Annotated in this window: 32 protein-coding genes; 18 read left to right on the plus strand and 14 right to left on the minus strand. The window is 65.6% G+C overall.

The genetic code is table 11. The features are described from left to right. Positions 1 to 129: 129 nt before the first annotated feature. Positions 130 to 1,005 (plus strand): nucleotidyl transferase AbiEii/AbiGii toxin family protein, encoded by an 876-nt coding sequence (locus tag ABLE43_RS18930; RefSeq protein ID WP_348979782.1) that lies wholly within the window; start codon positions 130 to 132, stop codon positions 1,003 to 1,005. 13 nt (positions 1,006 to 1,018) lie between these two features. On the opposite strand, the gene ABLE43_RS18935 is transcribed toward ABLE43_RS18930, so the two are convergent. The 3 genes from ABLE43_RS18935 to ABLE43_RS18945 form a co-directional block, all read right to left on the minus strand. After that, positions 1,019 to 1,693 carry a Fic family protein gene (locus tag ABLE43_RS18935; RefSeq protein WP_348979783.1) on the minus strand — a complete coding sequence of 225 codons (675 nt, stop codon included), beginning with the start codon at positions 1,691 to 1,693 and terminating at the stop codon, positions 1,019 to 1,021. 67 nt (positions 1,694 to 1,760) lie between these two features. Next, positions 1,761 to 2,762, minus strand: a complete 1,002-nt coding sequence (locus ABLE43_RS18940; protein ID WP_348979784.1) for a site-specific integrase — start codon at positions 2,760 to 2,762, stop codon at positions 1,761 to 1,763. 167 nt (positions 2,763 to 2,929) lie between these two features. Then, entirely contained in the window at positions 2,930 to 4,021 is a 1,092-nt protein-coding gene (locus ABLE43_RS18945; protein ID WP_348979785.1) for an FAD-dependent oxidoreductase, read from the minus strand. Between the two features lie 71 nt (positions 4,022 to 4,092). Between ABLE43_RS18945 and ABLE43_RS18950 the strand changes: the two genes are divergently transcribed. From ABLE43_RS18950 to ABLE43_RS18975, 6 genes are all read left to right on the plus strand, one after another. Next, a complete protein-coding gene (locus ABLE43_RS18950) occupies positions 4,093 to 4,539 on the plus strand; it encodes a MarR family winged helix-turn-helix transcriptional regulator (RefSeq protein ID WP_348979786.1) in 447 nt (148 codons plus the stop codon). Positions 4,540 to 4,656: 117 nt separating this feature from the next. Beyond that, the gene (locus tag ABLE43_RS18955; RefSeq protein ID WP_348979787.1) at positions 4,657 to 4,785 is read left to right on the plus strand and encodes a hypothetical protein; all 129 of its coding nucleotides are present in this window, start codon (positions 4,657 to 4,659) and stop codon (positions 4,783 to 4,785) included. A 39-nt stretch (positions 4,786 to 4,824) separates the two neighbouring features. After that, positions 4,825 to 6,324, plus strand: coding sequence for an ABC1 kinase family protein (locus ABLE43_RS18960; RefSeq protein WP_348979788.1), 1,500 nt, complete (start codon positions 4,825 to 4,827; stop codon positions 6,322 to 6,324). 329 nt (positions 6,325 to 6,653) lie between these two features. Then, positions 6,654 to 8,333 (plus strand): Mu transposase C-terminal domain-containing protein, encoded by a 1,680-nt coding sequence (locus ABLE43_RS18965; protein WP_348979789.1) that lies wholly within the window; start codon positions 6,654 to 6,656, stop codon positions 8,331 to 8,333. Further along, positions 8,330 to 9,256 carry a TniB family NTP-binding protein gene (locus tag ABLE43_RS18970; protein ID WP_093064538.1) on the plus strand — a complete coding sequence of 309 codons (927 nt, stop codon included), beginning with the start codon at positions 8,330 to 8,332 and terminating at the stop codon, positions 9,254 to 9,256. Before ABLE43_RS18965 ends, ABLE43_RS18970 begins: the two co-directional genes overlap by 4 nt. 12 nt (positions 9,257 to 9,268) lie before the next feature. After that, on the plus strand, positions 9,269 to 10,411 hold the full coding sequence (locus ABLE43_RS18975) for a TniQ family protein (RefSeq protein WP_348979790.1): 1,143 nt from the start codon (positions 9,269 to 9,271) through the stop codon (positions 10,409 to 10,411). A gap of 372 nt (positions 10,412 to 10,783) precedes the next feature. Here the strand turns inward: ABLE43_RS18975 and ABLE43_RS18980 are convergent, their stop codons facing one another. Continuing rightward, positions 10,784 to 11,188, minus strand: coding sequence for a MerR family transcriptional regulator (locus ABLE43_RS18980; protein WP_174195068.1), 405 nt, complete (start codon positions 11,186 to 11,188; stop codon positions 10,784 to 10,786). 63 nt (positions 11,189 to 11,251) lie between these two features. Here ABLE43_RS18980 and ABLE43_RS18985 point away from each other — a divergent pair, with 63 nt between their 5' ends. From ABLE43_RS18985 to ABLE43_RS18995, 3 genes are read left to right on the plus strand one after another with little or no spacing between them, the layout of a single operon-like run. After that, complete coding sequence (locus ABLE43_RS18985; protein ID WP_348979791.1) at positions 11,252 to 12,019, plus strand: MauE/DoxX family redox-associated membrane protein; 768 nt, start codon at positions 11,252 to 11,254, stop codon at positions 12,017 to 12,019. A 31-nt stretch (positions 12,020 to 12,050) separates the two neighbouring features. Continuing rightward, a complete protein-coding gene (locus ABLE43_RS18990; protein WP_174195066.1) occupies positions 12,051 to 12,386 on the plus strand; it encodes a hypothetical protein in 336 nt (111 codons plus the stop codon). 38 nt (positions 12,387 to 12,424) lie between these two features. Next, a complete protein-coding gene (locus ABLE43_RS18995) occupies positions 12,425 to 12,640 on the plus strand; it encodes a hypothetical protein (RefSeq protein WP_174195065.1) in 216 nt (71 codons plus the stop codon). A 40-nt stretch (positions 12,641 to 12,680) separates the two neighbouring features. Here the strand turns inward: ABLE43_RS18995 and ABLE43_RS19000 are convergent, their stop codons facing one another. The 9 genes from ABLE43_RS19000 to ABLE43_RS19040 form a co-directional block, all read right to left on the minus strand. Then, positions 12,681 to 13,127: a DUF411 domain-containing protein gene (locus ABLE43_RS19000; protein WP_246248777.1), complete on the minus strand. Its 447-nt coding sequence runs from the start codon at positions 13,125 to 13,127 to the stop codon at positions 12,681 to 12,683. A 57-nt stretch (positions 13,128 to 13,184) separates the two neighbouring features. Then, positions 13,185 to 13,565 (minus strand): DUF305 domain-containing protein, encoded by a 381-nt coding sequence (locus tag ABLE43_RS19005; RefSeq protein WP_174195064.1) that lies wholly within the window; start codon positions 13,563 to 13,565, stop codon positions 13,185 to 13,187. Positions 13,566 to 13,639: 74 nt separating this feature from the next. Then, positions 13,640 to 14,242, minus strand: a complete 603-nt coding sequence (locus tag ABLE43_RS19010; protein WP_219753423.1) for a DUF305 domain-containing protein — start codon at positions 14,240 to 14,242, stop codon at positions 13,640 to 13,642. Positions 14,243 to 14,277: 35 nt separating this feature from the next. Next, positions 14,278 to 15,021 carry a PepSY domain-containing protein gene (locus ABLE43_RS19015; RefSeq protein ID WP_258046396.1) on the minus strand — a complete coding sequence of 248 codons (744 nt, stop codon included), beginning with the start codon at positions 15,019 to 15,021 and terminating at the stop codon, positions 14,278 to 14,280. Further along, entirely contained in the window at positions 15,012 to 16,283 is a 1,272-nt protein-coding gene (locus ABLE43_RS19020) for a copper resistance protein B (RefSeq protein WP_348979792.1), read from the minus strand. The genes ABLE43_RS19015 and ABLE43_RS19020 overlap by 10 nt, the downstream gene beginning before the upstream one ends. Then, complete coding sequence (locus ABLE43_RS19025; RefSeq protein WP_298814264.1) at positions 16,280 to 18,235, minus strand: copper resistance system multicopper oxidase; 1,956 nt, start codon at positions 18,233 to 18,235, stop codon at positions 16,280 to 16,282. The genes ABLE43_RS19020 and ABLE43_RS19025 overlap by 4 nt, the downstream gene beginning before the upstream one ends. A 72-nt stretch (positions 18,236 to 18,307) precedes the next feature. After that, a complete protein-coding gene (locus tag ABLE43_RS19030; protein ID WP_069319184.1) occupies positions 18,308 to 18,877 on the minus strand; it encodes an RNA polymerase sigma factor in 570 nt (189 codons plus the stop codon). Next, entirely contained in the window at positions 18,874 to 19,314 is a 441-nt protein-coding gene (locus tag ABLE43_RS19035) for a periplasmic heavy metal sensor (protein WP_069319183.1), read from the minus strand. The genes ABLE43_RS19030 and ABLE43_RS19035 overlap by 4 nt, the downstream gene beginning before the upstream one ends. Continuing rightward, on the minus strand, positions 19,311 to 19,583 hold the full coding sequence (locus ABLE43_RS19040) for a hypothetical protein (protein ID WP_069319182.1): 273 nt from the start codon (positions 19,581 to 19,583) through the stop codon (positions 19,311 to 19,313). Before ABLE43_RS19040 ends, ABLE43_RS19035 begins: the two co-directional genes overlap by 4 nt. 119 nt (positions 19,584 to 19,702) lie before the next feature. Here ABLE43_RS19040 and copC point away from each other — a divergent pair, with 119 nt between their 5' ends. From copC to arsH, 7 genes are all read left to right on the plus strand, one after another. Further along, on the plus strand, positions 19,703 to 20,074 hold the full coding sequence (gene copC, locus ABLE43_RS19045; protein ID WP_069319181.1) for a copper homeostasis periplasmic binding protein CopC: 372 nt from the start codon (positions 19,703 to 19,705) through the stop codon (positions 20,072 to 20,074). A gap of 1 nt (position 20,075) precedes the next feature. Further along, on the plus strand, positions 20,076 to 21,005 hold the full coding sequence (copD, locus tag ABLE43_RS19050) for a copper homeostasis membrane protein CopD (RefSeq protein WP_131818579.1): 930 nt from the start codon (positions 20,076 to 20,078) through the stop codon (positions 21,003 to 21,005). Between the two features lie 130 nt (positions 21,006 to 21,135). After that, complete coding sequence (locus tag ABLE43_RS19055; RefSeq protein ID WP_069319180.1) at positions 21,136 to 21,468, plus strand: ArsR/SmtB family transcription factor; 333 nt, start codon at positions 21,136 to 21,138, stop codon at positions 21,466 to 21,468. Positions 21,469 to 21,479: 11 nt separating this feature from the next. Then, entirely contained in the window at positions 21,480 to 21,908 is a 429-nt protein-coding gene (arsC, locus tag ABLE43_RS19060; RefSeq protein ID WP_069319179.1) for an arsenate reductase (glutaredoxin), read from the plus strand. Then, complete coding sequence (locus ABLE43_RS19065) at positions 21,908 to 23,194, plus strand: arsenic transporter (protein ID WP_348979793.1); 1,287 nt, start codon at positions 21,908 to 21,910, stop codon at positions 23,192 to 23,194. Before arsC ends, ABLE43_RS19065 begins: the two co-directional genes overlap by 1 nt. Next, complete coding sequence (gene arsN2, locus ABLE43_RS19070) at positions 23,191 to 23,625, plus strand: arsenic resistance N-acetyltransferase ArsN2 (RefSeq protein WP_420911749.1); 435 nt, start codon at positions 23,191 to 23,193, stop codon at positions 23,623 to 23,625. Before ABLE43_RS19065 ends, arsN2 begins: the two co-directional genes overlap by 4 nt. Then, positions 23,625 to 24,371: an arsenical resistance protein ArsH gene (gene arsH / locus ABLE43_RS19075; protein WP_069319176.1), complete on the plus strand. Its 747-nt coding sequence runs from the start codon at positions 23,625 to 23,627 to the stop codon at positions 24,369 to 24,371. The genes arsN2 and arsH overlap by 1 nt, the downstream gene beginning before the upstream one ends. A gap of 153 nt (positions 24,372 to 24,524) precedes the next feature. Here arsH and ABLE43_RS19080 read toward each other — a convergent pair whose 3' ends face one another. Continuing rightward, complete coding sequence (locus tag ABLE43_RS19080) at positions 24,525 to 24,812, minus strand: MerR family transcriptional regulator (RefSeq protein WP_425475290.1); 288 nt, start codon at positions 24,810 to 24,812, stop codon at positions 24,525 to 24,527. Positions 24,813 to 24,879: 67 nt separating this feature from the next. Between ABLE43_RS19080 and ABLE43_RS19085 the strand changes: the two genes are divergently transcribed. Beyond that, positions 24,880 to 25,512, plus strand: a complete 633-nt coding sequence (locus ABLE43_RS19085) for a cation efflux transmembrane domain-containing protein (protein WP_069319174.1) — start codon at positions 24,880 to 24,882, stop codon at positions 25,510 to 25,512. The last annotated feature ends 19 nt before the right edge of the window (positions 25,513 to 25,531 follow it).

The following is a 25,531-nucleotide window of genomic DNA, read 5'->3' on the forward strand; positions in this document are numbered from 1 at the left end:
CAGGGTCGCCGGCGACTGGCCCGCCACCCGCTGGGACGAGCTGATGCCGTGGAACTGGGTGCCCCAGACAGATCAGCCAACAGCCCAAGCCGCATAAACTGCGGTCCTCACGCCACGCTTACGGACATATTGCCGCTGGTGATGGCCGAGCCGGTGTTCGCCCTGAAAGGTGGCACGGCAATCAACCTCTTTGAGTGGGATCTGCCTCGACTGTCGGTCGACATCGACCTGACCTATCTCCCGGTCGCGGACCGCGGCGAATCCCTCACCGCGATCGGCGAGGCACTCGCTCGCATCAAAGTCGCCATCGAGCGACGTCTGCCTCCCACCCGCGTCGTCCAGACACGCCAGGGCCAAGAGGGCATGGAGGTCAAGCTCAACTGCCAGCGCGGCAAAACCCAGATCAAGGTTGAGGTGAACCCCAGCCTGCGCGGCCACCTCCTTCCCCTTCGCGACCTGCCCTGCTCCGACCGCGTGCAGGAGCAGTTCGAGGCGTTCGTGGAGGCGCGCTGCGTCTCACACGGGGAGCTCTTCGGCGGGAAGATCTGCGCAGCGCTCGACCGGCAGCATCCACGCGACCTTTTCGACGTCAAGTTGCTCTTCGACGCAGAAGGGCTGGTCGACGAAGTCCGTTACGGCCTGATCGCCGCCCTGGTCAGCCACGGTCGTCCCGTGGCTGAGCTCATTCGACCCAGCCGCAAGGATCAGAGCGAGACGTTCGCGGCGCAATTCGAGGGGATGCCGTTCGAGCCCTTCTCCTACGAGGACCACGTTCAAACGCTCGATCGGCTTGTTGCGGCAGTCCATGGAGCTCTAAGCGCCGATGATCGACGATTTCTGGAGAGCTTCGACGCCGGCGACCCCGAGTGGGAGCGCTTTCCCTGGCCGACCCTTGCAGAGTTGCCCGCACCTCAATTCAAGCTGATGAACATCCGTAAGTTCCGCGACGAACAGCCGGACAGGCACGCTGCTGGCCTCGCGGCGCTGAGGGAAGCGCTGGCGTAAAGACCGTTCGGGATCATTCGGGGGCGATGCCGCTCGCCGGCACGTCGAATGGACCGGCCAACCATGAGCTCAGATATTCGGCCACCATCGCTAGGAAGCGTTCGCGCTGGGCAGAGGTTGCGCGTGTAAACATCTCGAGAGGCCAGGCAAGAAGGCTGTCGAAGGGGCGCGGATGGATCGCGAAGCGGGGTGCAAGCGGGATCGAAAGTTCGCATGCCGCGGCCGCGAACAAGGCGCGCTGAACGTGCCCGTTACCGTCAAGAAACGGGTGAATCTTTCCGAACCAGCAGAACAGATGCGTCAAGGTGAGCAGCTTCACGAACGGTGTGGCTGCGCGAGCGGGCACAAGCTCACGCCGTATCTCGGATAAGAGCTGGTCGAGCGCAGGGGCGACGTTTTCGGGTGGCTCAAACGAGAAGCTTTTCTGTGGGCTGAAGAGCTGGGGCGCGCCGGCGCGTCGGTGCTCGAGCGCCGTCCCGGCCGTGCCCCTATAGGTGCCGGCGTATTCGGGATGGCCGGCCGGCGTGAACTGGGCAAACAAGCTGCGGTGAAGGTCGCGGGGATCGGTCAGCACGGACGTCCGGTACGCCGGCTCGGTCAGTATCCGTCGCTGTATTGCGGTGCATCCCTCGGTCATCACCGCATCGTAGTTCGGCATGGCGTAGGCCTGCCATTCCGGCGCGCTCATTGCAGCCAGGCCCGGGCCGGACGGCCCGGACCAGAGATCAGGTCGGCCGGTGTGGAGCTCGTCAGCGTCACAGAAACTTCTCGCCTGCATGGTCGTCGAACATCGCGGCGTCCCGTACATAGTCCGCCACGGTGTCGAGCGATCGGTGCCGCGAATGCCCTTTCATCTTGAACAGGCTAGCTTGCTTGGCGGCAGCCTCCGTGAGGAAACCCGCGCGTAAGGAATGACCGGAGAAGATCGACGCATCTAACCCGGCTGCAGTCACGGTCGATTTCACCAGCCGCGCTACCGTCTTGTCCGTGATCGGCGCGCTGGTCACCAGGTCCGAGCGCGTCAGCCGGCGGAACACCGGCTCGGGGCTGGGCTTCCCAGTAACCGGATCGATCAAGCTAAGCCCAGCTGCTTTGAGCCACTCCCTCAAGAGCGCGACAGGTCGGATGAAGCGGCCTTCTGGAATGGCGACGTCCTGTCCCTTCGCTTCCTGGTCACCCTTCGAACGTGGGATGTCGATCTTCAGCCCAGCCGCCACGAAATGAAGGTCGGCGAGCCGCATGGACGCCAACTCCGACCGCCGAAACGCGCCCGCCATGCCGATGGCTAGGATTGCCCGATCTCGCACTGCCCGCAGTCCATCGCCCTCGATCGTTGCGAGCATGGCCATCAGCTTTTCCGCTTCGGCTGGTGCCTTCTGGTTCTTCTTCCGCGCGTATTTCTTGCGAACGCCGCTCAGCATGTGCGCGATTACGCCAGCGGCATCCCGAGCGCTTGGCGAGGCAAAGCCCTCCTCCTTGTGGTGATGGTTGATCGCCGCGACGCGCCGTCCGATCGTAACCGGTGCGGTTCCCCCCGTTGCTTGGACATGGGCAAATAGCGCGACGATATCGGGATGAGCGGGAAGCGCTTCGACATTGCGCGCATCGCAAAAATCGCAAAAGATAGCCCAGTCGGAGGCATAGGCTTTGCGGGTCGAACTCGCTTTCGACGCGGCGAGCGTATCGCGCGCGCCTTCGATCTCGGCCAAGAGGTCGGACGGAAGATTGGGTGACAGCGGAAGAAGGTCGCGGGTCATGGCACCAGCCTATCCTCAAGCCCACCCGATGCAAATTACAGACTCTGACCTGACCCGATGCACATTCTCGTCACCGTCATGCGCAAACTGCCAGAGCACTTCACAATGGCTGAATGATGGTGCCAACCTAAGGCGCAATTTGCGCCGATTGCATCTCGCGTGGTCGGTTACCCCGCCACCCGCTCTTGGTAGTGTTCGAGGACGCGCGTGACCCCCTTATCGGAGAACGCACCCCCGAGCCCTTGGGCGGCGCCATCTGCGGCCGGCTTCGCGCGGTCGCAGATGGAAGCCTCCGCTCGCGCCACGGCGTCTCGACCAGTGGGAATCGCCTCCGCGAGATCAACCGCGTCCGCGAGGGCCAGATTCACGCCCTCCCCGGAGAATGGCGACATGAGGTGCGCGGCGTCGCCGAGCATGGTCACTCCTGATCGGTGCGACCAGCGATGCCCGATCGGCAGCGCATACATCGGGCGCACGGCGATGAAGTCGCCCTGTTCGATGACAGCGAGCAGCGATGGCGCCCATTCGGAGAAAGCGTCGAGGACCGCGGCTCTGATTTGACCAGACGGCCAGTCCGACCACTCCCGGGCGAGGCTTTCGGGCATGCGCATGCCTGCATAGCCCCGGATGTGGCCCGAGCCGTTCTTCTGCGTAATCAGCGCGCGGTTGCAGCCCACGGCGAACATCTTTCCGTCGCCCGTGAGCGACGCGACTTGCGGATGACGGTGTGCGTCGAAGCCGAGTTCCACCAGGGTCACCCCCTCATAGGCCGGCGTCGCATCGGTCAGCAGCGGTCGGACGCGCGACCAGGCGCCGTCCGCGCCCACGACCAGATCGAAGTCCTCGCGCATGCCATCGCAGATGACCGTCACGCCCGAAGGGGCTGGCACGATTTCATTCACGCGGTGGTCCCAGCGGACGGCGTTCGGCGCGAGCGAGGCGAGCAGGATGTGGCGGAGGTCGGTCCGGTCGATCTCGGGACGATCATCGCCTTCCCCATCGCGGTCGAACAGGAGATTCCCATCCGGATCGTAGAGGCGGTCGCCCTGATCCTCGGGCCGCGCCGCGCTCGCGAACTCCTCCTCTAGGCCGGCGAGTCTCATCGCGCGCTGGCCGGTCTCGCCATGCAGATCTAGCGAGCCGCCCTGCGGGCGTTCCCCCGCGTGCGCGTCGCGTTCGAAGACGACCGGCGACAAGCCCCGCAACTGCAGCAGCCGCGCGAGCATCAGCCCGCCCGGACCGCCTCCAATGATCGCCACTCTTTCCATTGCACCGCTTCCGACATCAGAATACATAGGCGCCTATATACATTAACATAGGAACCTATGCAATGGCAGATGCGGAATGGGATCCGCTGGCACATCCAGGGCACTATTTCAGTCGGATCTCGCGCACTCTGACCCGCATCGGCGACGCGCGCCTGAAGGCGATAGGCTTCGCGACCGCCCAGTTGCCTGTCCTCACCGCGTTGAAGGACGGAGAGGCGATTTCGCAGACCGAACTCGCGCGCTGGGCCAAGGTCGAGCAGCCGACGATGGCGCAGATGCTCGCGCGTATGGAGCGGGACGGCATCGTCAAGCGGGAGACTGACCCCAACGATCGCAGGTCAAGTCTGGTCTCGCTGACGGACGAAGCGAAGGGGCGGCTCGCGGCGGGACGCGACATCCTGCGCCAGGGCAACGCCGACATGACGAAGGGGCTCTCCAAAGCCGAGGTCGACACGCTCATCGACCTGCTGCGTCGCGTTCTCGGCAATCTCGAGGCCCTCGAGGGATGAACCGGCGAACCGAATACGGCGTCGATGCATCGCTCGTGGTGAGCCCGTCCGGCTATACTACGCCATTGAGATTCGTGCGCGATGAGGCATCCTCACCTGATGGGTGACAGGCAAACTGTGGACGCGACACGTGCGCGAGCGATCGGCCGGTGGTCCGCCCTGCTCGCCGGAGGAATTCTCGTCGCCGCCGCCGCGCTGCTCGCCTGGGACCTGCGAAAGCCGCTGCACTGGGACGAGATCTGGTAGCCTGCGGGAAATGGAGCGGCGCTCGCGCGTCTAGTTCGGATGATTGAAGCGCTACGCCTCGCCGGCCGCGACGCCGCCCGGCTCAGGGAGATTGGCAGGGTCGCGTCTAGGTTCGGCGTCGACATGCTGATGACACGGCTTGGGCTCTCGGACGGCGGGACACCGAGGGAGGAAACCTACTCCGACGATCTGCCTCGACGCACCCGGCTGGCGCTGGAGGCGCTCGGGCCGACCTACGTGAAGCTCGGTCAGATCCTTGCCACGAGGACTGACCTCCTGGCCCCGGAATGGATAGCGGAACTCGAGCACCTCCATAGTTCAGCGCCCAAACTGGATTTTGAGGACCTGCGGCCGGCGGTCGAACAGGCGATCGGCCAGCCTGTCGAACAGGCATTCGCTTCGTTCGATCCTGTCCCCCTCGCGGCCGCCTCGATGGCGCAGGTGCATCGTGCGGTGCTGCACGACGGCACGCAGGTCGTGCTCAAGATACGCCGTCCCGGCGTCCGTGCCTTAATGGAGGCCGACCTACGGCTGATCGCCCGGCTCGCGTCGGTCGTTGAGGCCGCCAGTGCGGACGCGCGGCGGTTCGCGCCGCGCGCGATGGTCCGGCAACTGGCCGAGGCGGTGCTGGAGGAGCTCGACTTCACCACCGAAGGCCGCAACGCGGACCGGATGCGTGCGGACTTCTCGGACGATCCGCGCGTCGTCGTCCCGGCCATCCACTGGGAGCTGTCATCGGAAGCGCTGCTTGTGATGGACTATGTGGAAGGCACGCCGCCACGCGATGCTGCGGTCCTTCGTGCCGCCGGCATCGATCCTGCGGCGATCGCCGCGCTCGGTGCCGACATCGTCCTCGACATGGTGCTCGTGAACGGCCGATTCCACGGCGATCCGCATCCCGGCAACCTGCTTTGCCTGACCGGCGACCGCATCGCGCTACTTGATCTCGGCATGATCGGTCATGTCTCGCCACTGCGCCGCGAAGAGTTCGTGTCGTTCGTCCAGGCGCTGAGCACGGGCGACGCCGCATTGCTCGCGGAGGTCCTCAGTCGGTGGAGCCTGCACGGCGACGTCCCGCCCGAGCGCATCGAGGAGGCGGCGGAACAGCTGATCCGCCGACAAGGTGGCGGTCCGCTCGTCCTCGCCGCGATCGTGTCGGACTTCATGGCGCTGATGCGCCGGGAAGGCATGGCGATGCCGCCGGATCTGCTGCTGATATTCAAGGCGCTTGTGACGATCGACGGCGTCCTCACGGCGATCGAACCCGGCTTCGACCTGTCCGCCGCGATGCGGCGGGCCTCGGGCCGGATCGCGCTTGCACGCCTGTCGCCCGAACACTGGATGCCGATCGTCCGGGCGCTGACCTGGGAACTTGCACGCATCGGCGACGACGCCCCGCGCCTGGTGCGCGCCTTGGTTCGCAGGCTCGAAGAACCGAGGCCGACCGAAGCGGTGACCCTGCGGCGCGGGAGCGCCCTTGTAGCCGGGTCCGTGTTCGTCGGGTCACTCCTGGTGGCAACGGCCATCCTGCTGCGCTAGCCGGAGCGGCGTTTCCGCGTCCGATCAGTTGAGTGTCGTGGCCCCTGACGGCTGTCATTTGCGACGAGGCATCAGCGATAGCCGCGCGGCTCCGGTGTCGAGTTCGGTCTCGGGTGCATCTGTTCACAGACCGATGTCGCTGGGCCGAGTGGCGAAGACACGCCAAGCAGCCTGAACGCCGAAATTGGCTGGGGACCTCTTGTCGGTTGTACTGAATCGGTGGACGCACACGGCGAGCGTTGCCTTGCGGCCGTCCGATCCTGAAATAGTGGACATTCTCCCTAAAAGAGCGGACGCTCGCCAAGCTGGATCAGCCGAGGCGTCGTACCATGCGAACCGCGGACCTGAAGACGGCGAGCGACGCTGACTGGGCAGAAGCGCACCGCCGCGAGAAGATCATCCGCCCACTAGCTGCCCTGGCCCGCGTCCCGGGCAACGCAGCCGCCGAAGCGCTGGATCAGCTCGGGCTCGGTCGCGCCCGTTTTCACGAACTTCTCCGGCTTTATCGGGCGTCGCCCGTTGCCGCCTCGCTGTTGCCGCGCCCGCGGGGGCGGGAGAGGGGAGAGCGACGGCTCTCATCTGCGGCCGAGCAGCTGATCGCCCGAGGCATCGCGGAGTGTTACCTCACCCTCGAGAAGCCAAGTGTGCAGGCGCTCCGCCGCTGGCTCCGACATGAGGGGCAGAAGATTGGGCTGAAGGTGCCCAGCACCAAGGCGATCCAAGCGCGATTGGACAGACTGGCTCCCCAGACCGTCATGGCGCGCAGGCAAGGGTCGAAGGCCGCTGCTGACAAATGGGAGCCGACGCGAGGCGTGTTGAACGCCAGCTACGCGCTGGAGCTCGTCCAATCGGACCACACGCTGGTCGACGTGATCGTCGTCGACGATCTGTATCGCAAGCCAATCGGTCGGCCGTGGCTCACGCTGATGGTTGATATCGCGAGCCGCACGGTACCGGGGTTCCACCTCGATATGCTCGCACCCTCGGCCGTGTCGGTCGGCATGTGCATGCGTCAAGCCGTTCTCCCCAAGGCCGATTGGTTGGCCGAGCGCGGCATGAAGGCACCTTGGGACAATCAGGGTCTCATGGATCGGCTGCATCTCGACAATGCACGCGAGCACCGCTCCGATGCTTTGAAACGTGGTTGCCGTGCCCACTCGATATCGATCGAATACCGCCCGGTGCGTCGCCCGCACTTCGGTGGCCACATCGAGCGGCTGATCGGGACGGTGATGGGCGCCGTCCATCTTCTGCCCGGCACGACCTTCTCCAATGTCGCGGAGCGCGGCGATTATGACTCCGAGGGTGAAGCGTGCATGACGCTGGGCGAGTTGGAGGTCTGGCTCGCCGCGCAGATCATCGGTCCATACCACGCCGAACGGCACCGCGGGATCGGCATACCGCCGGCGCTCGCTTGGGCCGAGGCGATGGACCGCCGACCGGAGCTGGCCCGCCTGCCGGTGGATCGCGCCACGTTCCTGTTTGACTTCCTGCCTTGCGAGCTGCGTGCAGTGACCCCGCACGGCATCGAGCTGTTCCACACGCATTATTGGCATGATGCGCTGTCGTGCTGGTACACGCGATCCGGGCAGACGATGCCAGTCCGCTGGGATCCGCGCGACCTTTCCCGCATCTGGCTCGAGCTGCCGCACGGTGAGCACCTCGAGGTGCCCTACCGCGACTTGCGGCGTCCCGCGATCACCCGCTGGGAACAGAGGGAGGCGGTTCGCGCCTTGCGCGAGCGCGGCCAGCAGGCCGTAGACGAGACGCTGATCTTTCAGGCGGTAGAGACGCAGCGGCTGATCGTCGCGGAAGCGGCTCACAAGACCAAGGCAGCGCGGCTCGCACTTCAGAAGACCAAGGCGGCGCTGAATGACGCGCGCCGGGCCAGGAGCAGCGGCAAGCTCCCGCTCGAGCAGGGTAAACCTGCCACTCTGCCAGGGTCGACAGATAATGGGGCGAGTGATCGGCAGGCGCTTCCATATCTGGTGGAGGAGATGCCCCGGTGAGCGATCTGTCCCATCTCGCCGAGGGGTACCGCGAGCGCGCGATGTGGGCCGACAAGGAGCGGATCGCCTGGATCCGAATGGATCGGTGGCTCGGCTTTCCCAAAGCAGAGGTCGTGCGCAAGACCTTGGACGGTATGCTGCGCTACCCGCCGCGCACCCGTATGCCGTGTCTGCTGATCTACGGGCAGACGGGGATGGGCAAATCTCGCATCGTCGAGCGCTTCGAGGCAGAAAACCCGAGGGGCTTCAACGAGGCGACAGGCACGGCGACGATCCCGGTTGTGGCCGTTCAGCTGCCGCCGCAGCCGACCGATGGCGAGTTCTACGGCGAGGTTCTCGAGAAACTCGGCGCCGGCTTTGCGGGTCGCGGCGATGTTCAGCGAGCCCGGCAGCTCACTCGCCGGCTCATGGGGCAGGTGGGGGCCCGGATGCTGATCCTGGACGAGATCAACCACATGCTGGCCTGCACGCCGCGCCAGCAGCGCGTCTTCCTCAACACGCTTCGCTATCTAGCCAACGACCTGCAGATCCCGCTCGTCTGCACCGGCAACCACGAGGCGCGCGCGGCGCTGCTCACGGATGCGGCACTGGCCGAGCGGTTCGACGCGGTCGAGCTTGTCCGGTGGCAGAACGACGAGCCGTTTCGGCTGCTGATGGTCACGCTCGCTGCGATCCTCCCTTTACGCAAGCCATCTCAGCTGGAGGAGGAGCGATGCCGCACCGCCATCCTCGACCTCAGCGATGGGAACACCGGCCGCATCTTCCGGCTCGCCGAAACGCTGGCCGTACGAGCGATCGAGAACGGCACCGAGCGGATCGAGGTAGGAGACCTCGACGCCGACGATCTCGTGCTCCCCTCCGTCAGCATGAAGGCGTTGGCTCAGCGCCGCGGCCGCGGGCGAGCGAAGGCGGCGGTCGCTTGAGCCGTGGCTGGGTTGGCGCTGCCGATCGCGCCCCGTCCTCGTCCCGACGAGTTGCCGTCGTCCTGGCTCGGGCGGACCGCTGCCTGCTACGATGTATCGGTCGCCGAGTTCCGGCAGGTGCTATGGACGGCCGGTCCGAGCATGAAAGCGCGGCCGGATGTCGAGTGGGATCCGCACGAGGCGGAAAGCGTCGCAGCCGGTCTGCGGGTCGCGTTGGAGGTCGTGCTCAGCCTCGGGCTCAAGCGCCGCTGGCCGGGGCTCGCGGTGGACTGGTTGCCAAGCACCGATGGCTTCGGCCGAGCGCGAGGTGAGCTCGATCTGGCCTGGTGCCGCCATTGCCTTGCCGAAGCGCACGAGGCTGGTGGAGCTTATCTCGAAGCAGAGGCGGCGCTGCCGCTCGTCTTCTGTCATCGTCATGGCGCTTGGCGTCAGGATTATTGTCGGCGCTGTCGGCCAAAGCACGCGCCGCGGTTCACCTGGCCGAGCAGCATCGAGTTCGTGTGCGGAGACTGCGGCACGCCGCTCAGGGCGAGCCGCTGGGAGCAGCCGACGCCAGCGGCTTATTTCGAGCCGGAGGAGACGGCCGCGGCGCTTCCAGCCCTACTTGCGTTCGACGGGGAGGTTCGTAACGCGCTGCTCGGCCATCCCGCATGCTTGCCAGGGGTGGAGCCTGTGCCCGCCCGCCAGTTCCTCACCGTGCTGCGCGATCTTACCCGAGCGCTGCTGGCGCCAAGCCCCCTCAGGACCAGTTACATCAACCTGTTCGACTGCCCCTTGCTTCCGATCATGCCGGAGCACAAACCGCACACATGGGACGAACAGCCTTATTATGAGCTTTCGCCATCCGGTCGAGCTCACGTTCTGAGCGCGGTGGCAGCGCTCCTCGCCGACGAGCCCGTCAGCCGCCTGATGTCGGGCGCACATCTGCCTTTCCGCGAGCGCCACACGCTGGAAAAGCTGCTCAACTATGTGCCTCGCTGGGTACAGGCATTGCTGATCCGAAGCAGTGCGGGCTGGCCTGCGCGCCTGCGCGTCCGCGTCGATGCCCATCAGCGACAAACGGGTATGGACGCGAACGACGTTCTGGCGCAGTTTGATGCGTGGCGGGCCGAGCGCGAGCAACGGCAACGCGAACGCACGTCGCTGATCGGGTAATTTCGGCGGCGAGAGGGCAGTAAGTCCCTCCAGCAACACGCTAATCAGTGTTGCCGCCAGTTAGAAAAGACACATTCTGCGCTAGATAGAAATGACACTCGTGGTGGCAGCGGGAGCAGCGTGGAGCCCCCCAAGCAGCGCAGCGCTGCTCCCGCTGAAGCGGCGTCGTCACGGCTCCTGCGCCCTTGGCGCGAGCTGGTCGAGGCGCCCGACGACGTGCGCATCACCGCACCGATCTTTATGTCTGGCGCGTCGATTCAAAGCCCCTCCCGCGATCGTCAGGGTCGTTGGCGAGCGGGGCGTGACCGGCGACAATGTCCGCGCCCGCCTCCCACCGGTTCATGAAATCGCGCAACTGACCGTCGAGTGCCGCTAGCCCTCGAAGGCCGTGAGGATCGGACATGGTCCCTCCGCACCTGACCCGCACTCATGCGCGAGCCGGCGAAGCGAGGCGCGCACCCGCTCGAGCTCCTCAATCTTCGCGTCCAGTTCGGCGATGCGCTCGCCGGCAAGCTGACGGGCGCGGGCGCGATCGTCGGTCGCGTCCAACGCCAGAAGCTCACCGATCTGCTCGAGCGTGAAACCGGCCGCCTGGGCCGAGCGGATGAAACGAAGGCGGCGGGCGTCATCGCTGCCGTAGCGCCGGATGCCGCCTCCGGTGCCAGCCCCGGTCGGGCGGTCGGGCTCGTCCAGCAAACCGCGACGCTGATAGTAGCGCACCGTTTCGACGCCGACGCCGCCTTCGCGCGCGAGCCCTGCGATCGTCATGCCGGTCATGCCTTGACTCCGTACTATGGTACGGATCCTATATAGGCGGGGCGAGAATATTGGAGAAGCGGCATGGCGAGCGCCCCCGCCAAACAGGCGACGATCTACCGGATGGTGATGCCGGAACATACCTGCCCTTACGGGCTGAAGGCGAAGGATCTGCTGCGTCGGGAAGGCTATGCGGTCGATGACCATTGGCTGATGACGCGGGAAGAAACCGACGCTTTCAAGGCAAAGCACGGAGTAAAGACGACCCCGCAGACGTTCATCGCGGGGGAGCGGGTCGGCGGCTATGACGATCTACGCCGCTTTTTCGGCAAGACGGTCCGCGACCCCAAGGCCGTCACATATCGCCCGGTGATCGCCGTGTTCGCGATGACGGCGCTGATGGCGCTCGCCGTCAGCTATGCGGTATTCGGCACGCCCTTCACGGTGCGCGCGGGTGAATGGTTCATCGCGTTCTCGATGTGCGTTCTGGCGATGCTCAAGCTCCAGAACGTCGAGAGCTTCTCGAGCATGTTCCTCAACTACGATCTGCTCGCGAAGCGCTGGGTGCCCTATTCCTATGTCTATCCCTACGCGGAGGGAGCGGCGGGCGTCCTGATGGCAGCGGGTGCGCTGACCTGGCTGTCGGTGCCGGTCGCCCTCGTCATCGGGACGATCGGCGCGGTGTCGGTCATCAAGGCGGTTTATATCGACAAGCGCGAATTAAAATGCGCGTGCGTCGGCGGGGACAGCAACGTGCCGCTCGGCTTCCTTTCGCTTACCGAGAACGTGATGATGGTCGCGATGGCGCTTTGGATGGTCGCGGCGCCGGCAGTCCTCTCGATCACGCATTGACATCGATCTTCGGTCGGGGCGGATAGCGACCATGGAACGCCGACTGCCCCGTCTTGCCGGCACGCTCCGCCTCGTGGCTCTGGCCATGCTGGCGATGATGCTGGTCATGCGCCTGGGGCCGATCTGCGAGGCGATCGCGAACGCCGCGCCGGTCGCGTCCGAGATGGCCGGCTGTGAGGGCACGCAGAAGCCTGCGAAGGCGCCGCAGCAAGCAGCCTGCTCGACCCCGTGCACGGCAGTTCAGCCCACTGTGTTGGCGCCGGTCGACGCTGCTCCTTCCGTTCGCATGGCTCTCCGCCCTCGGCATGTTGAAGGACTCATCGGCATGCCCGTTCCTCCAGCCACGCCGCCTCCGCGAACCGTGTGATCTTCCCGACCACACACATTCAATCGACGGAGTTACCGATGACCAAGATCAAGCTGATCGGCGCCGCTCTGGCGCTGGCGATCCCCGGTGTCGCATTCGCGGCCGGCTCTTGCTGCGCCGACATGGCGTGCTGCAAGGACGGCGCAGATTGCTGCAAGGAAAAGGACGGCAAGAAGGCCGACTGCTGCGCCGGCATGAAGGACAGCAAGCAAGGCGATCATCCCGGCCACGACATGTCGGGCATGAAGCACTGATCCAGAGGCGGCGGGGGCGGCTATCCGCCCCCGCCGCTACCTAGCCATGATGGGCGTAGACGCGACGTCCACCCGGTCCGAACGCAATCACGTCGTAGGCCTGAGCCTTCATGCCGGGCATCTCCATACCCAGCGATCCCATCGGCATGCCCGCTACCGCGAGCCCGGTCACACCCTTTGGCTTGGTCGCCAACGCGCGCTTCATGTCGGCGATCGGTACATGGCCCTCGAAGGTCATGCCGTCGATGATCGCAGTGTGACATGATGCAAGGTCACCGGGCACGCCGCGAGCCTTCATTAGCGCCGGGCGGTTCGCGTCGTCGACGACGCGCACGGCGCGGCCGAACTGAGCCTTCACCTGCTTCGCCCATTTTTCACAGCACGGGCATCCCGGATCGCGGTGCATGGTGATGTCGGCCGCAGCCATCGCAGTCGCCGGGACACCGAGCAACAGAGCGGCCATCGCTGTGCGGAAAGATCGGCTCATCCCCAACTCCTCGAAAGCCTGCCCCCCTCACGGAGAGAGGGGCTAGGCTTGCATCCGTTACTGGGCGCGCTTGCCCATTTTGCGAAGCATCGCATTCAGCGTCGCGATCTCGCGGTTCTGGCTGTCGATGGTCTTCTGCGCCTCACGTCGGATTTCAGCGTTCTGGGTGCTCCGGAGTGCCGTCTGCGACATCGCGATCGCGCCGCGGTGGTGCTCGATCATCTGACGAATCCACGTCTCGCCGGCATCGGCGCCCTTCGCCGCCATCATGCGCTCGTGCATCTTCATCATGTCCGGGCCATAGGGATCAGCCGCCGTCGGCGGCATCATGCCGGAATGATTCATGCCCTGATGGTTCATACCCTGGTGCCCGGCTTGCTGGGCGAGCGCCGGTGAGGCGGCAAGCAGGGCGGCGGTCATGGTCGCGATCATCTTCATCTGGTTTCTCCACGTGGCCCCCGCCCGTGAAGATGATACGCGTCCCGACGCGCCATCCCTCAAGGCGGCGGGAATTACCGGATCGGCTGGAGCGTATTCACGCCAACGCTTTCATCCGTCTCCGGCGGGGGAGGAGCGACCTGCTTGTCCCGATAGGAAGGAAGGTCGGGCGCATCGTCGGCGGTTGGGTGAGCCTCGAGCCGAGCGATAGCCCGCTTCATTTGCGCGATCTCACGCACCTGGGCGTCGATGATCCCATCCGCCAGCTTCCGTACCTCAGGGTCTTTGATATGCGCGCGCTCGCTCGTCATGATCGCTATCGAGTGGTGCGGGATCATCGCTTTCATATAGGCGACGTCGCCCACGGTTTCCTGACTGCGAACAAGCCATAGAGCGCCCGCAAAGACGACGATCGCACCGGCGACGATGCCGAGGTTGGCGCGCCGGTCGGGGTACATACCCCACATGAAGCCGATCATGATGAGCGCCATCACCGCTCCCATGACGATCGCCATCCATGTCCTGGTCTGGCTGTATTCGACATGGCTCAACGCATAGGTGTTGAGGTACATGAGCCCGAACATGACGATCGTGGAGGTCGCGATCATCGCCGCGAACCGTCCATAGCTCATTCCCATCCCGCCACTCTGGCCAGACTGATGATCCTGGGGGTCCATCGCACATTCTCCTCTGGCACGCCGCCTGAAGAGTATTACGCGGCGCCCTGACGCATCCCTCGGGATTTACGCCGTCGACGCGGCCAGCGCATGAACAGAAGGATCGCGCCCGCCACGCCGAAGACGAGACCGCCGGCAGCGAACGCCTTCAGCCAAGGCGTGTTGAAACGCTCGTGCTGGGTCCAGTCCATGATGTGGAGCCCCCAGAAGAAATCGTAGAGCCGCCACGTGCCGGTGCGCACCGACGTCAGCCGTCCTGTCTCGGCCGACACGTAGATGCGGGTGGCATCGTCATCGGCGAACGAGGTGCGCCATGCTGGCAGTGCGCCACGATATTCGGGGCTCGCCCGCTCGACACGCTCCACGGTCGAGGTGGCGGACTTACCGCGATATGCCTTCCTGGCGATGGCGCCAGCGGTCGATGCATCAATCGGCGGGAGCACGGTCGCGGTGCGGGCGTCCAGCAACCGGACACCGCCCGACGCAAGTTGCGCTTCGACCACAGGCCGACCGAGCAGCACGCGATGCTGAAGCTGACGGACGGGCGAGCCAGCAGCCGTTAACAGCGTCGGAACGGGTGCGAATGCCTGGGCGCTCGAAAGCGCCGGCTCGGCATCACGATCTATCCGGTGATCTCCGTGCACCGTATCGATCGGCAGCAGGGCCATGACGAGCCCGCTGGTGAACCACACGATCACCTGCGCCCCGATCAGGAGGGCGAGCCAGCGGTGGACCTTGCTCGCCCCGATGTGGAGGCGCAGCCGCGGGCTCAGAACCAGGTCCTCACACCCGCCACGAAACTGAAGCCGCCGGTGTTGTCACCGCGTGCGCGGGTAAAGCGCGCCGTGTCGCCGAACTGCCGTTCCCAGGACACGCCGATGTAAGGGGCGAACTCGCGACGCCCCTCGTAGCGAAGACGAAACCCCGCCTCGAGGTCGGTGAGCCCCGAGCCGGTGCCGGTTTCGGGCACATCCTGGGCCGAGAAGTTGGCCTCTACCCGGGGCTGGAGCACGAACCAGTTGGTGATGCGCTGATCGTAATAGCCTTCGGCACGGCCAAGCACGTCGCCCTTGTCGGAGAGGAACAGCGCGCCCTCCACTTCGAACCAACCGGGGGCCAATCCCTCGATCCCTACCGTCGCATAGGTGCGCGAAGGGTTGGGCTTGAAGTCGTAGCGAACGCCTGCCTGGAGGTTCCAGTAAGGATCGAGCGCCCGACTGTAGAGCGCTTGCACCTCGGCCTGTTCGAGCGGCTTGCCGAACGTACCTTCTCCCTCGGTCTTGAGCGTGAAGCGATTGATGTCGCCTCCGATCCAAGCCTCGCCATCCCAGCGATAGCCGTCACCGCCCTTGCCCGCCTGATATTCGGCGAGGTTGAAGAGGATTTGATAGACGGTCATCCCGCCGTGCTCGCGGCGCAGATCGTTTTCGCGCGAGCTGGCCATGACGTCCGCTCCCCAGAAACGGTCCGCGAGGTGGTCGCCGGCAGGGGCGGGAGCGGGCTTGTTGCCGGGGGAAAGGTCGGTTCCGACCTTCGCGGCCGACTGATTACCGGACATCGCCATGCCCGGCATCGCGCTCATGTCATGGCCCGCATGTGGGTCCTGATGAGCGCCGGTCGATGCTCCCATGCCGGGCATGGCCGACATATCGTGCCCGGCGTGCGGGTCCTTGGCGGGCGCGGCCTGCTGACCGCCCATATCCATCCCCTGCATCCCGCTCATGTCGTGGCCGACGTGGGGATCGGGAGCCGGGGTCCGGCCCATGCTCATCCCGGGCATCTTCATGCCTGTCATGTCGTGCCCGGCGTGAGCGTCGGCCGCGGGCCGAGCGGCGCGCCTGACCGGTGCCTTCCGAGCCGGTGCCTTCCTGACCGCCGGCTTCTTCGTGGCCGGCTTCGCGCGCGCGGCCGGTTTTTTGGCGGGCATCTTCATCCCGGGCATGGACATGCCCGGCATCATGGAGTGGTCCATGCTTTGCCCGATCGCGGGGGCGGCGAGGCCGAACGACGCCAGGCCGGCAAGAAGAAGCGCGCGCGTCATGCTGCCGCTCCTGCCTTGCGGACCTGGACGACCCGCATCATGCCGGCATGCATGTGGTAGAGCATATGGCAGTGGAAGGCCCAGTCGCCTTCCTCCCCGGTCACGTCCCAGCTCACAGTGCCGCCCGGTTGGACCAGCACGGTATGCTTCCGAGGCGCATAAGCGCCCTTACCCGTCACCAAGTCGAAAAAGTGGCCGTGAATGTGGATGGGATGACCCATCATCGTGTCGTTGATGAGCGTCACCCGCACTCGCTCGCCATGGAGGATGGTAATCGGATCGGGGTTCTCCGACAGCTTTTCGCCGTCGAAGCCCCACATGTAGCGCTCCATGTTACCGGTCAGATGCAGTTTGATCTCGCGTTCCGGCGCACGCGTGTCCGGATTGCGATCGAGCGCCATCAGATCTCGATACGTCAGCACACGGTGCCCGACGTTCTCGAGCCCCTGTCCGGGATCGCCGGTGCGATCGACCGGCATCGGCGAGATGGTCTGCACGCCCGGTCCCTTCGTCACCTCTGGCGCTTTGGAGAAGTCGCGCATGTTCATCGCGCCCATGTCCATGCCCGACATGTCCATGCCGCCCATCTGATCGCCGCTCATGCCGGGCATTGCCCCGCCTGCCTGGCCCATCCCGGGCATGGCGGAGCCTTGGGCCTGCCCGTGGTCCATGCCCGCCATGCTGCCCGCTGCGGCGCCGGCCGCCCCATGGTTCATTTGCGAATGATCCATGCCCGGCATCGTGCCGGTGCCGTGACCCATCGCGGCATGGTCCATGCCCGACATCGATCCCGCCGCGGCGCCCTTAGCACCATGGTCCATCGTGCCATGATCCATGCCGCCCATGCCCATGTCCTTCATGGTCGCGAGAGGGCGCTTGCGGAGCGGAGGCACCTCGGCAGCCATGCCTTCGCGCGGCGCGAGCGTCGCGCGCGCCATGCCGGAGCGGTCGATGCTCTCGCCGACCAGCGTATAGGCGCGCAGGTCGGGCGGCGTGACGATCGCGTCATAGGTTTCCGCCGGGCCGAACTGGAACTCGTCGATCTCGATCGGACGGACGTTCAAGCCATCGGCCGCGACGATCGTCATCGGCAGGCCCGGGATGCGGACGTTAAAGGTGGTCATCGACGATGCGTTGATGAAGCGCAGCCGCACTCGCTCGCTGGGTCGGAACAGCGCCGTCCAGTTGTCCTTGGGTCCGTAACCGTTGACCAGGTAGGTGTAGACCGAACCCGTGACGTCGGCGACGTCGGCGGGGTCCATCCGCATCTTGCCCCACTCGAGCCGCTCTTTCAGCGACTGATCCTTGCCGGCGAGGAGCCCGGATAGGGTTTGGCGCTGGCGGTTGAAGTAGCCCGATTCCTTCTTCAGCCGGTCGAACAGGTAATGCGGGTGACGGAAGCTGTGATCGGACAGCACGATGACGTGCTCCCGATCGAACTGCACCGGGTCGGGGTTCTTGGGATCGATCAGGATTGGACCATAATGCCCTTCCTGCTCCTGCAGCCCGGAATGGCTATGATACCAGTACGTCCCGCTCTGGATGATCGGGAACTCATAGGTGAAGGTCGAGCGGGCCGGGATGCCCGGGAACGCGATGCCGGGCACGCCGTCCATCTGGAAGGGCAGCAACAGCCCATGCCAATGGATCGAGGTTTCCTCGTCCAGCTCGTTGACGACGTGGAGGCGGACGTTCTGGCCTTCACGCAGGCGGATGAGCGGGGCCGGCACGGTGCCGTTGATGCCGATCGCGTGGCTCTGCCGCCCGTCGATCATCATCATCTGGTGGGCGACCTTCAGCGTGATGTCTTCGCCCGAAACGGTCGGCAACGGCTTGGCGATGCCCGCGGACACCGGCTGCGCCCACGCCGGCATATAGGCCGACAGCGCAAGGCCGCCTCCGGCTAGGCTGGCACCGCGCAGCACCTGGCGGCGGTCGAGAACGCGGGACATGAAAGCTCCTCGAAGGGTGGGGCCGCTACCGGCCCCGTTTCACCCCTTCTACGCGTCCCGGTCGCGTATCCCTTAGCTCGCGTTCAACTTTTCCATGAGGCGCGCCCGCGCCCGATAGAGGCGGGTTTCGACGGCCTTTTGGCTGATACCCAGCACCTCGGCCGTCTCGGCCTGGCTCAGGCCCTCGATCGTCCGGAGCACCAGCGGCTCCTTCAGGTTCGCCGGCAAGGTCGAGATGGCGCGTGTCACGCGGTCCAACTCCTGTCGGTCGGCCGCGCTGTCATCGATCGGCACCTGATCGTCCACGATCGTCTCGGCCTGCCCGTCGATCGGAAGGGCGAAGGAGACGAAGCGGCGCACAGTGCGCTTCCTCGCCCAATCACGACATTTGTTGATCGCGATCGTCGACAGCCACGCCTTCATGGCGCGCTGGGCGTCGTAACGGGAAAGGGCTTGGTGCGCAGCGACGAAGGTCTCTTGAACGAGGTCGAGCGCTTCGTCGGGCTCCCCGACGCACGCCCGGACAAGCCGGAACACCGGCTGACGATAGCGGCGCACGATTTCGGCAAAGGCGGCCTGTCGACCGGCGATGCTGAGCGCCGCCAGCTCGCCGTCGGACAGCGCGGTCCAGTCGAGGCTCACCCCTGGCCGTCGGTGAGCGCCTTCACCACCGCGTCGTCGAATTGGGATGTCTGATTGGGCCGCAGGAGCTGCCGCATGGCGAAGATGTGCGCGAGCGTCGCCTTCTGCAGCTCGCCCATTGCGGCATGGCTCTGATCGACCGCAGCCGTGACCCGCGGGCCATTGCCGTGTTCGGCTTCGATCGCCTCGGCGAGGTGGGCATTGGCGGCGCGCAGCTCGAGTTCGAGCGCACGCCGCTGCACCGCGAAACGGTCTTCCAGAATTTTCAACCGGGCCTGCTGGTCGGCATCGAGCGCGAGCTTGTGGTGCAGCACCTCGTGGAGCGCCGCGCCGGGCTGCTTGGGCTGGGGCAACAGCGCTCGTCCGACGAACACGCCTCCGATCGCCGCCAGGAAGGCTAAGAGGACGCAGAAAAGGAGGCGCCTGGTCGAGGTCATGGTTCGCCGATCAGCAAGCTCGACGGCGCGAGAGGCGATGCGCCCCCTAACGGAGCGAGCGATACCGCCGGGCTGGCGGTCGCCGGCAGCTCCGCGCCGATCACGCCCATCGCGAGCGCCGCGATCGTCACCGCGCCGAGGCCGAGCCCGGCTTGGCGCACGACAGGGCGCGTGCCGATGCGGGCGAGGACCTGATCCTCGATCCCCTCCAGCGCGGCAGGGACAGGTGCGCCTGCCAGCCTCGCCAATGCTCTGTCCAGATCTTCCATGCTTTCCACTCCACCCCTCTAGCATTCGATACGCGAGGCTGCCCATCATCCCTCATGCGGCGGTGAGGGGTGGGCGATCGGGCCGCGTAAATAGAGCACGAACCTCACGGAGTAGCCCCATGCGTCGCATCTTCCTGCCTGCCACCTTGGCCCTTCTCGGCATCGCCGGCGCCGCCCAGGCTCATCCCAAGCTCCTGTCGGCCTCGCCGGCAGCGAACGCGACCGTCGCCAAGCCTGCGCGCATCACGCTTCGTTTCAGCGAGAAGCTGATGCCGAAGTTTTCGGGCGCGGACCTCGTGATGACCGGTCATGGCGGCACCGAGCATGCACCGATGAAGGTCACCGCCGCGGCCGCGGTCGGCGGAGATGGCCGCACCCTCGTCGTCACGCCGAAGGCGCCGCTCGCCGCAGGACGCTATAGCGTCGCATGGCATGTCGTCTCGGCCGACACGCACCGCGTCACCGGCAATATCGCCTTCGCAGTGAAGTAAGGTGGACGCCGACTGGCCGCTGATCGCGGTTCGCTTTGCGCTCTACATGACGCTGAGTGGCCTGTTCGGCTTATCGACCTTCGGCCTCTACGGCCTCAAGGGCGGCGAACGCGCGGACGCCATCGCCTTACGCCCGTGGCTCGTCGGATGCGGCCTGCTGGGGCTCCTGTTCTCCTGCATCGCTCTCGCGCTCCTCGCTGCGGCGATGGCAGGGGCGCCGCCCTGGCCGGTCGACCGCGAGGCGATCGGAATGCTGCTTACCAGATCTGCGACGGGCACGGCGTGGGAAACTCGCATGATCGCGCTGGTGGTCGGGACCATTTTCGCGCTGATCGCGCGAGGACGGACCGCTCCGCTCGGCCTGGTTGCGGTCGCGGCGGGGATCGCGCTCGCAACGCTCGCCTGGACGGGTCACGGCGCAATGGACGAGGGTGCGACCGGCTGGGTTCATCTACTGGCGGATATTCTGCACCTATGGGCAGCCGGCGCCTGGGTCGGCGCCCTGCTCGGTCTGACGCTGCTCGTCACGCGTGCGCCTAGTCGCGTCGACGTCGCCCATCTCCGACTGAGCCATCGCGCACTGCACGGCTTCGGTCTCGCGGGTACGATTCTGGTCGGCACGATCGTGGTAACGGGTCTGGTGAATGGCTGGCTGCTGGTTGGCGTCGGCAATCTGCAGCGCCTTCCCGACACCCTCTACGGCCAGCTTCTTCTCGCCAAACTCGCGCTGTTGGGCGCGATGCTGGGGCTCGCGTCGCTTAATCGCTTCCGGCTGACACCGGCTCTCGAGCGCTCGATCGCCGCGGCCGATCTTCGCGGCGCACTCGGCACTCTGCTGCGCAGTCTCGCGATCGAGGGTGGCTGCGCCATCACGATCCTGGCGCTCGTTGCCTGGCTGGGCACGTTGGAACCACCCGTATCGGCGATGTGAGAGGCCGGCGCCGGATCGACGACTGGCGCGATCAATCCCGCATGGCCGTTATTGCCATTCCGGCAAGTGCTGACGGCGAGACAGCGTGCGCAAAACTGGACAAGCCCAATATATCGTCTATTCTGGATATATGGAAAACGATTCGGCTATCGCTGCGCTAGGCGCGCTTGCGCAAGGGACACGGCTCGACGTGTTCCGCCTGTTGGTGCGGCACGAGCCGGACGGCATGGCTGCGGGTGATATCGCCCGCCAGCTCGACGTGCCGCAAAATACCATGTCGGCGCACCTCGGCATTCTTGCTCGCGCGGGACTGGTCCAATCGGAACGCCATAGCCGATCGATCATCTATCGCGCCGATCTGGACGGCCTGCGCGCGCTGACGCTGTTCCTCGTCAAGGACTGCTGCGCCGGCAATGCGGAGCTGTGCGCGCCGCTCGTCGCCGAACTCACCCCCTGCTGCTGAAAGGACGTCCCATGTCCGTCGATATCGTCATCTATCACAACCCCGAGTGCGGCACGTCGCGCAACACGCTCGGTCTTATTCGCAACGCCGGCATCGAGCCGCACGTGGTCGAGTATCTGAAGACCCCACCCGCGCGTGCGCTGCTGGTCGAGCTGATCGACCGCGCCGGCATGACGCCCCGCGCGCTGCTGCGCGAGAAGGGGACGCCCTATGCCGAGCTGGGCCTGGGCGACACGTCGCTATCCGACGATGCGCTGGTCGATGCGATGATGGCACACCCGATCCTCATCAACCGGCCGCTGGTCGTCTCGCCGCTCGGCGTGGAGTTGTGCCGCCCTTCTGAAGCCGTCCTTGATCTGCTGCCGAGCGGCCAGCTCGGCGCGTTCGCCAAGGAAGACGGCGAACAGGTGGTGGACGCGTCGGGCCAGCGCGTCGCCTGATGCTCCTTGCCGTCCTGATCTTCGTCGCGACGATCACGCTCGTCATCTGGCAACCCAAGGGCCTCGGGATCGGGTGGAGCGCGATGGGCGGGGCGATGGTGGCGCTGCTCGCGGGTGTCGTCACCCTGTCCGACGTGCCGGTGGTATGGGTCCTCGTCTGGAACGCGACGGCCGCGTTCGTCGCGATCATCGTCATCAGCCTGTTGCTCGACGAAGCCGGATTTTTCGAGTGGGCGGCGCTGCACGTCGCCCGCTGGGGCGGCGGGCATGGTCGCCGGCTGTTCGTCCTGATCGTGCTGCTCGGCGCAGGCGTGTCCGCGCTGTTTGCCAACGACGGGGCGGCGCTGATCCTGACGCCGATCGTCATCGCCATGCTGCGGGCGCTGGGCTTCAACGACAAGGCGACGCTGGCGTTCGTCATGGCGGCGGGGTTCATCGCCGACACCGCCAGCCTACCGCTGGTCGTGTCGAACCTCGTCAACCTCGTGTCGGCCGACTTCTTCCGGATCGGGTTCGGCGACTATGCGTCCGTGATGGTGCCGGTCGACCTGGTGTCGATCGCAGCGACGCTTGGCGCGCTGCTGCTGTTCTTCCGGCGCGACATACCGGCGGATTATGACGTAGGCGCGCTACGTACGCCGCGTGACGCGATCCGCGACGCCGCGACCTTCCGCGCCGGATGGATCGTGCTTGGGCTGCTGCTCGCCGGGTTCTTCCTGCTCGAACCGCTCGGCGTGCCGGTCAGCGCCGTCGCCGCTGCCGGCGCGATCCTGTTGCTGGTGATCGCGGGGCGCGGCCATGTGATCTCAGCGGCCAAGGTGCTGCGCGGCGCACCCTGGCAGGTCGTGATCTTCTCTCTCGGCATGTACCTGGTCGTCTATGGCCTGCGGAACGCCGGCCTGACCGACCATCTGGCGGCGCTGCTCGATCGCACGGCGCAAGGCGGCGTGTGGGGCGCCGCGCTGGGTACGGGTGTGATCGCGGCGATTATGTCGTCGGTGATGAACAACATGCCGACTGTGTTGGTGGGCGCGCTGTCGATCGACGCCACCCACGCCACGGGCGCGATCAAGGAAGCGATGATCTATGCCAACGTGATCGGCTGCGATCTCGGCCCCAAGCTGACGCCGATCGGCTCACTCGCGACGCTGCTCTGGCTCCACGTCCTCGGGCAAAAGGGCGTGCGGATCGGATGGGGCTATTACTTCCGTGTCGGCGTGACACTCACCTTGCCGGTGCTGCTCATCACGCTCGCGGGGCTTGCGATCAGGATCAGCATCGCATGACCAGAATGGTCGCCACGGTGCTCGAACCTGCCGGTCTGGCTGGCTTGGCACAATTGCTCGATGCCGCGAACCTGCCGAGTGCCGATCTCGCCGATCCCGGCCGCCTGTTCTTCCGGATCGAGGCCGGTAGCCTCGTCGGTTTCGGTGGGCTCGAGGGAGCAGGGGCCGACCGCTTGCTCCGCTCGATCGTCGTCGTCCCCGATCGCCGTCGACTTGGCCTCGGGCGGGTGTTGGTCGCCGACCTCGAACGACAGGCACACGACCTCGGGGTGGAGCGCCTGCACCTCCTGACGACCACGGCCGCACCATTCTTCCGGGCGCTCGGCTATGCCGATGCCGATCGCGGCGCTGCTCCCCCGGCCATCGCCGCATCGCGCGAATTCACCGCACTGTGCCCCGCGTCGGCCGCCTATCTCGTGAAAGCTCTCTGATGCCGCTCCGCACGCTCGCCGATCCCGATACCCTACCGGCGCTCGATCCCGCCTATGCCATCCAGCGACCCGCTGTCGGGCTCGGCCCGTGCAATCCCGCGCCACGTATCCTTCTGCTCTATGGTTCGCTGCGCGAACGGTCCTTCTCCCGGCTGTGCGTCGAGGAAGCGGCGCGCCTGCTCCGGTTCTTCGGGTGCGAGACACGCATCTTCGATCCATCGACGCTGCCGCTGCCCGACCAACATGCCCGCGACGACCATCCGGCCGTCCACGAGCTGCGCGAGCTGTCTCTATGGTCGGAAGGACAGGTGTGGTGCAGCCCGGAACGTCACGGCCAGATCACCGGCATCATGAAGCTGCAGATCGACCATCTGCCGCTGTCGATGGGCGGGATGCGTCCGACGCAGGGACGCACGCTCGCGGTCATGCAGGTGTCGGCCGGATCACAGTCTTTCAACAGCGTCAACACGCTGCGCGTGCTGGGTCGCTGGATGCGGATGGTGACGATCCCGAACCAGTCGAGCGTCGCCAAGGCGTTCAACGAGTTCGATGACACCGGGCGCATGAAGGCGTCGAGCTATTACGACCGGATTGTGGATGTGATGGAGGAGCTGGTGCGGTTCACGATACTGCTGCGCCCACACACTGCCCAACTCGTAGATCGCTATTCGGAGCGCAAGGAAGCCGGGATGCCGATCGACACCACCACGGACCCCTCCAGCATCGCGACAGCGCCGCAATCCTGACGGGCTTCGTCAGGAGTTGCGTATGTGCAGCTTAGACCCGCGTTCCGCTGTCCAAATCAGCCGGCATCGTGATCGCTTCCATAACCCGGCAATCGGCGATCCTGCCGCCCTCGCAATCCCGTGTCGCATCAGCCAATGCGTTTCGGAGCGCCGTCAGGCGGGCAATGCGGTCTTCCACGCTCGCAAGGTGCCGGCGAGCGAGCCTGCTTCCTTACAATCCTGATCGGGGTTGGCCGACAAAGCGATCAGGGATCGGATTTCGTCAGTCGAGAACCCCAGATCACGGGCGTGACGGATAAAAGCGAGCTGGCGAACCTCCGCATCACCATAGGTGCGGCGCCCGCCTGCCGTGCGCGCAGCCTCCGGCATCAAGCCTATATCTTCGTAGAAACGGATCGTGTTGACCTTGGTCCCGGTCCGTTTCGCTATGTCGCCGATCATCAACACCCTGCGGTCCTCGCAATTTTACGCTTGCTCCTACAGTGACTGTAGATCGTAACGGAGCGGGATGAGCGCAAGCGAATCCTCTACGTGCGGCTGCACGGGCGACACGAAACGTGCGGAGCGCGACGCTGCCTATCGGCGTGCCCTATGGATCGTGGTCCTCCTGAACCTGGGCTTCGGGCTGATCGAAATCGTCGGTGGGTTCGTCGCCGACAGTCAGGCGCTCAAAGCCGATGCGCTCGACTTCATTGGCGACGGCACGATCTCATTGCTCGGCCTCATCGCGTTGGGCTGGACGGCGCCAGCCCGTTCAAGGGTCGCTCTCGCCCAAGGCTTGTTCCTCGGAACACTGGGTCTGGGTGTCATCGGCTTTGCCATCTGGCGCGCGATGAACGCCGTGGCACCCGACGCCGATCTGATGGGCGGCATCGGGATCGTCGCCCTTATCGTCAACGTCAGCGCGGCGCTCGTCCTGTCACGGTTTCGCGAGGGCGATGCCAATGTACGGGCTATCTGGCTGTTTAGCCGGAACGATGCGCTCGCCAACATCGCCGTCGTCATTGCCGCCGGCCTGGTGGCATGGACCGGGAAGGCATGGCCCGACCTCGCGGTCGCCGGCATCATTGCGGTCCTGTTCCTGCACTCCGCTTGGGAGATTACCCGAGGTGCATTGGCAGAAATGGGTGGCAGCTCATGAAAGTCGAACGCAACGCTGG

It is taken from the genome of Sphingomonas silueang, from assembly GCF_040049155.1.
GTDB lineage: Bacteria > Pseudomonadota > Alphaproteobacteria > Sphingomonadales > Sphingomonadaceae > Sphingomonas > Sphingomonas silueang.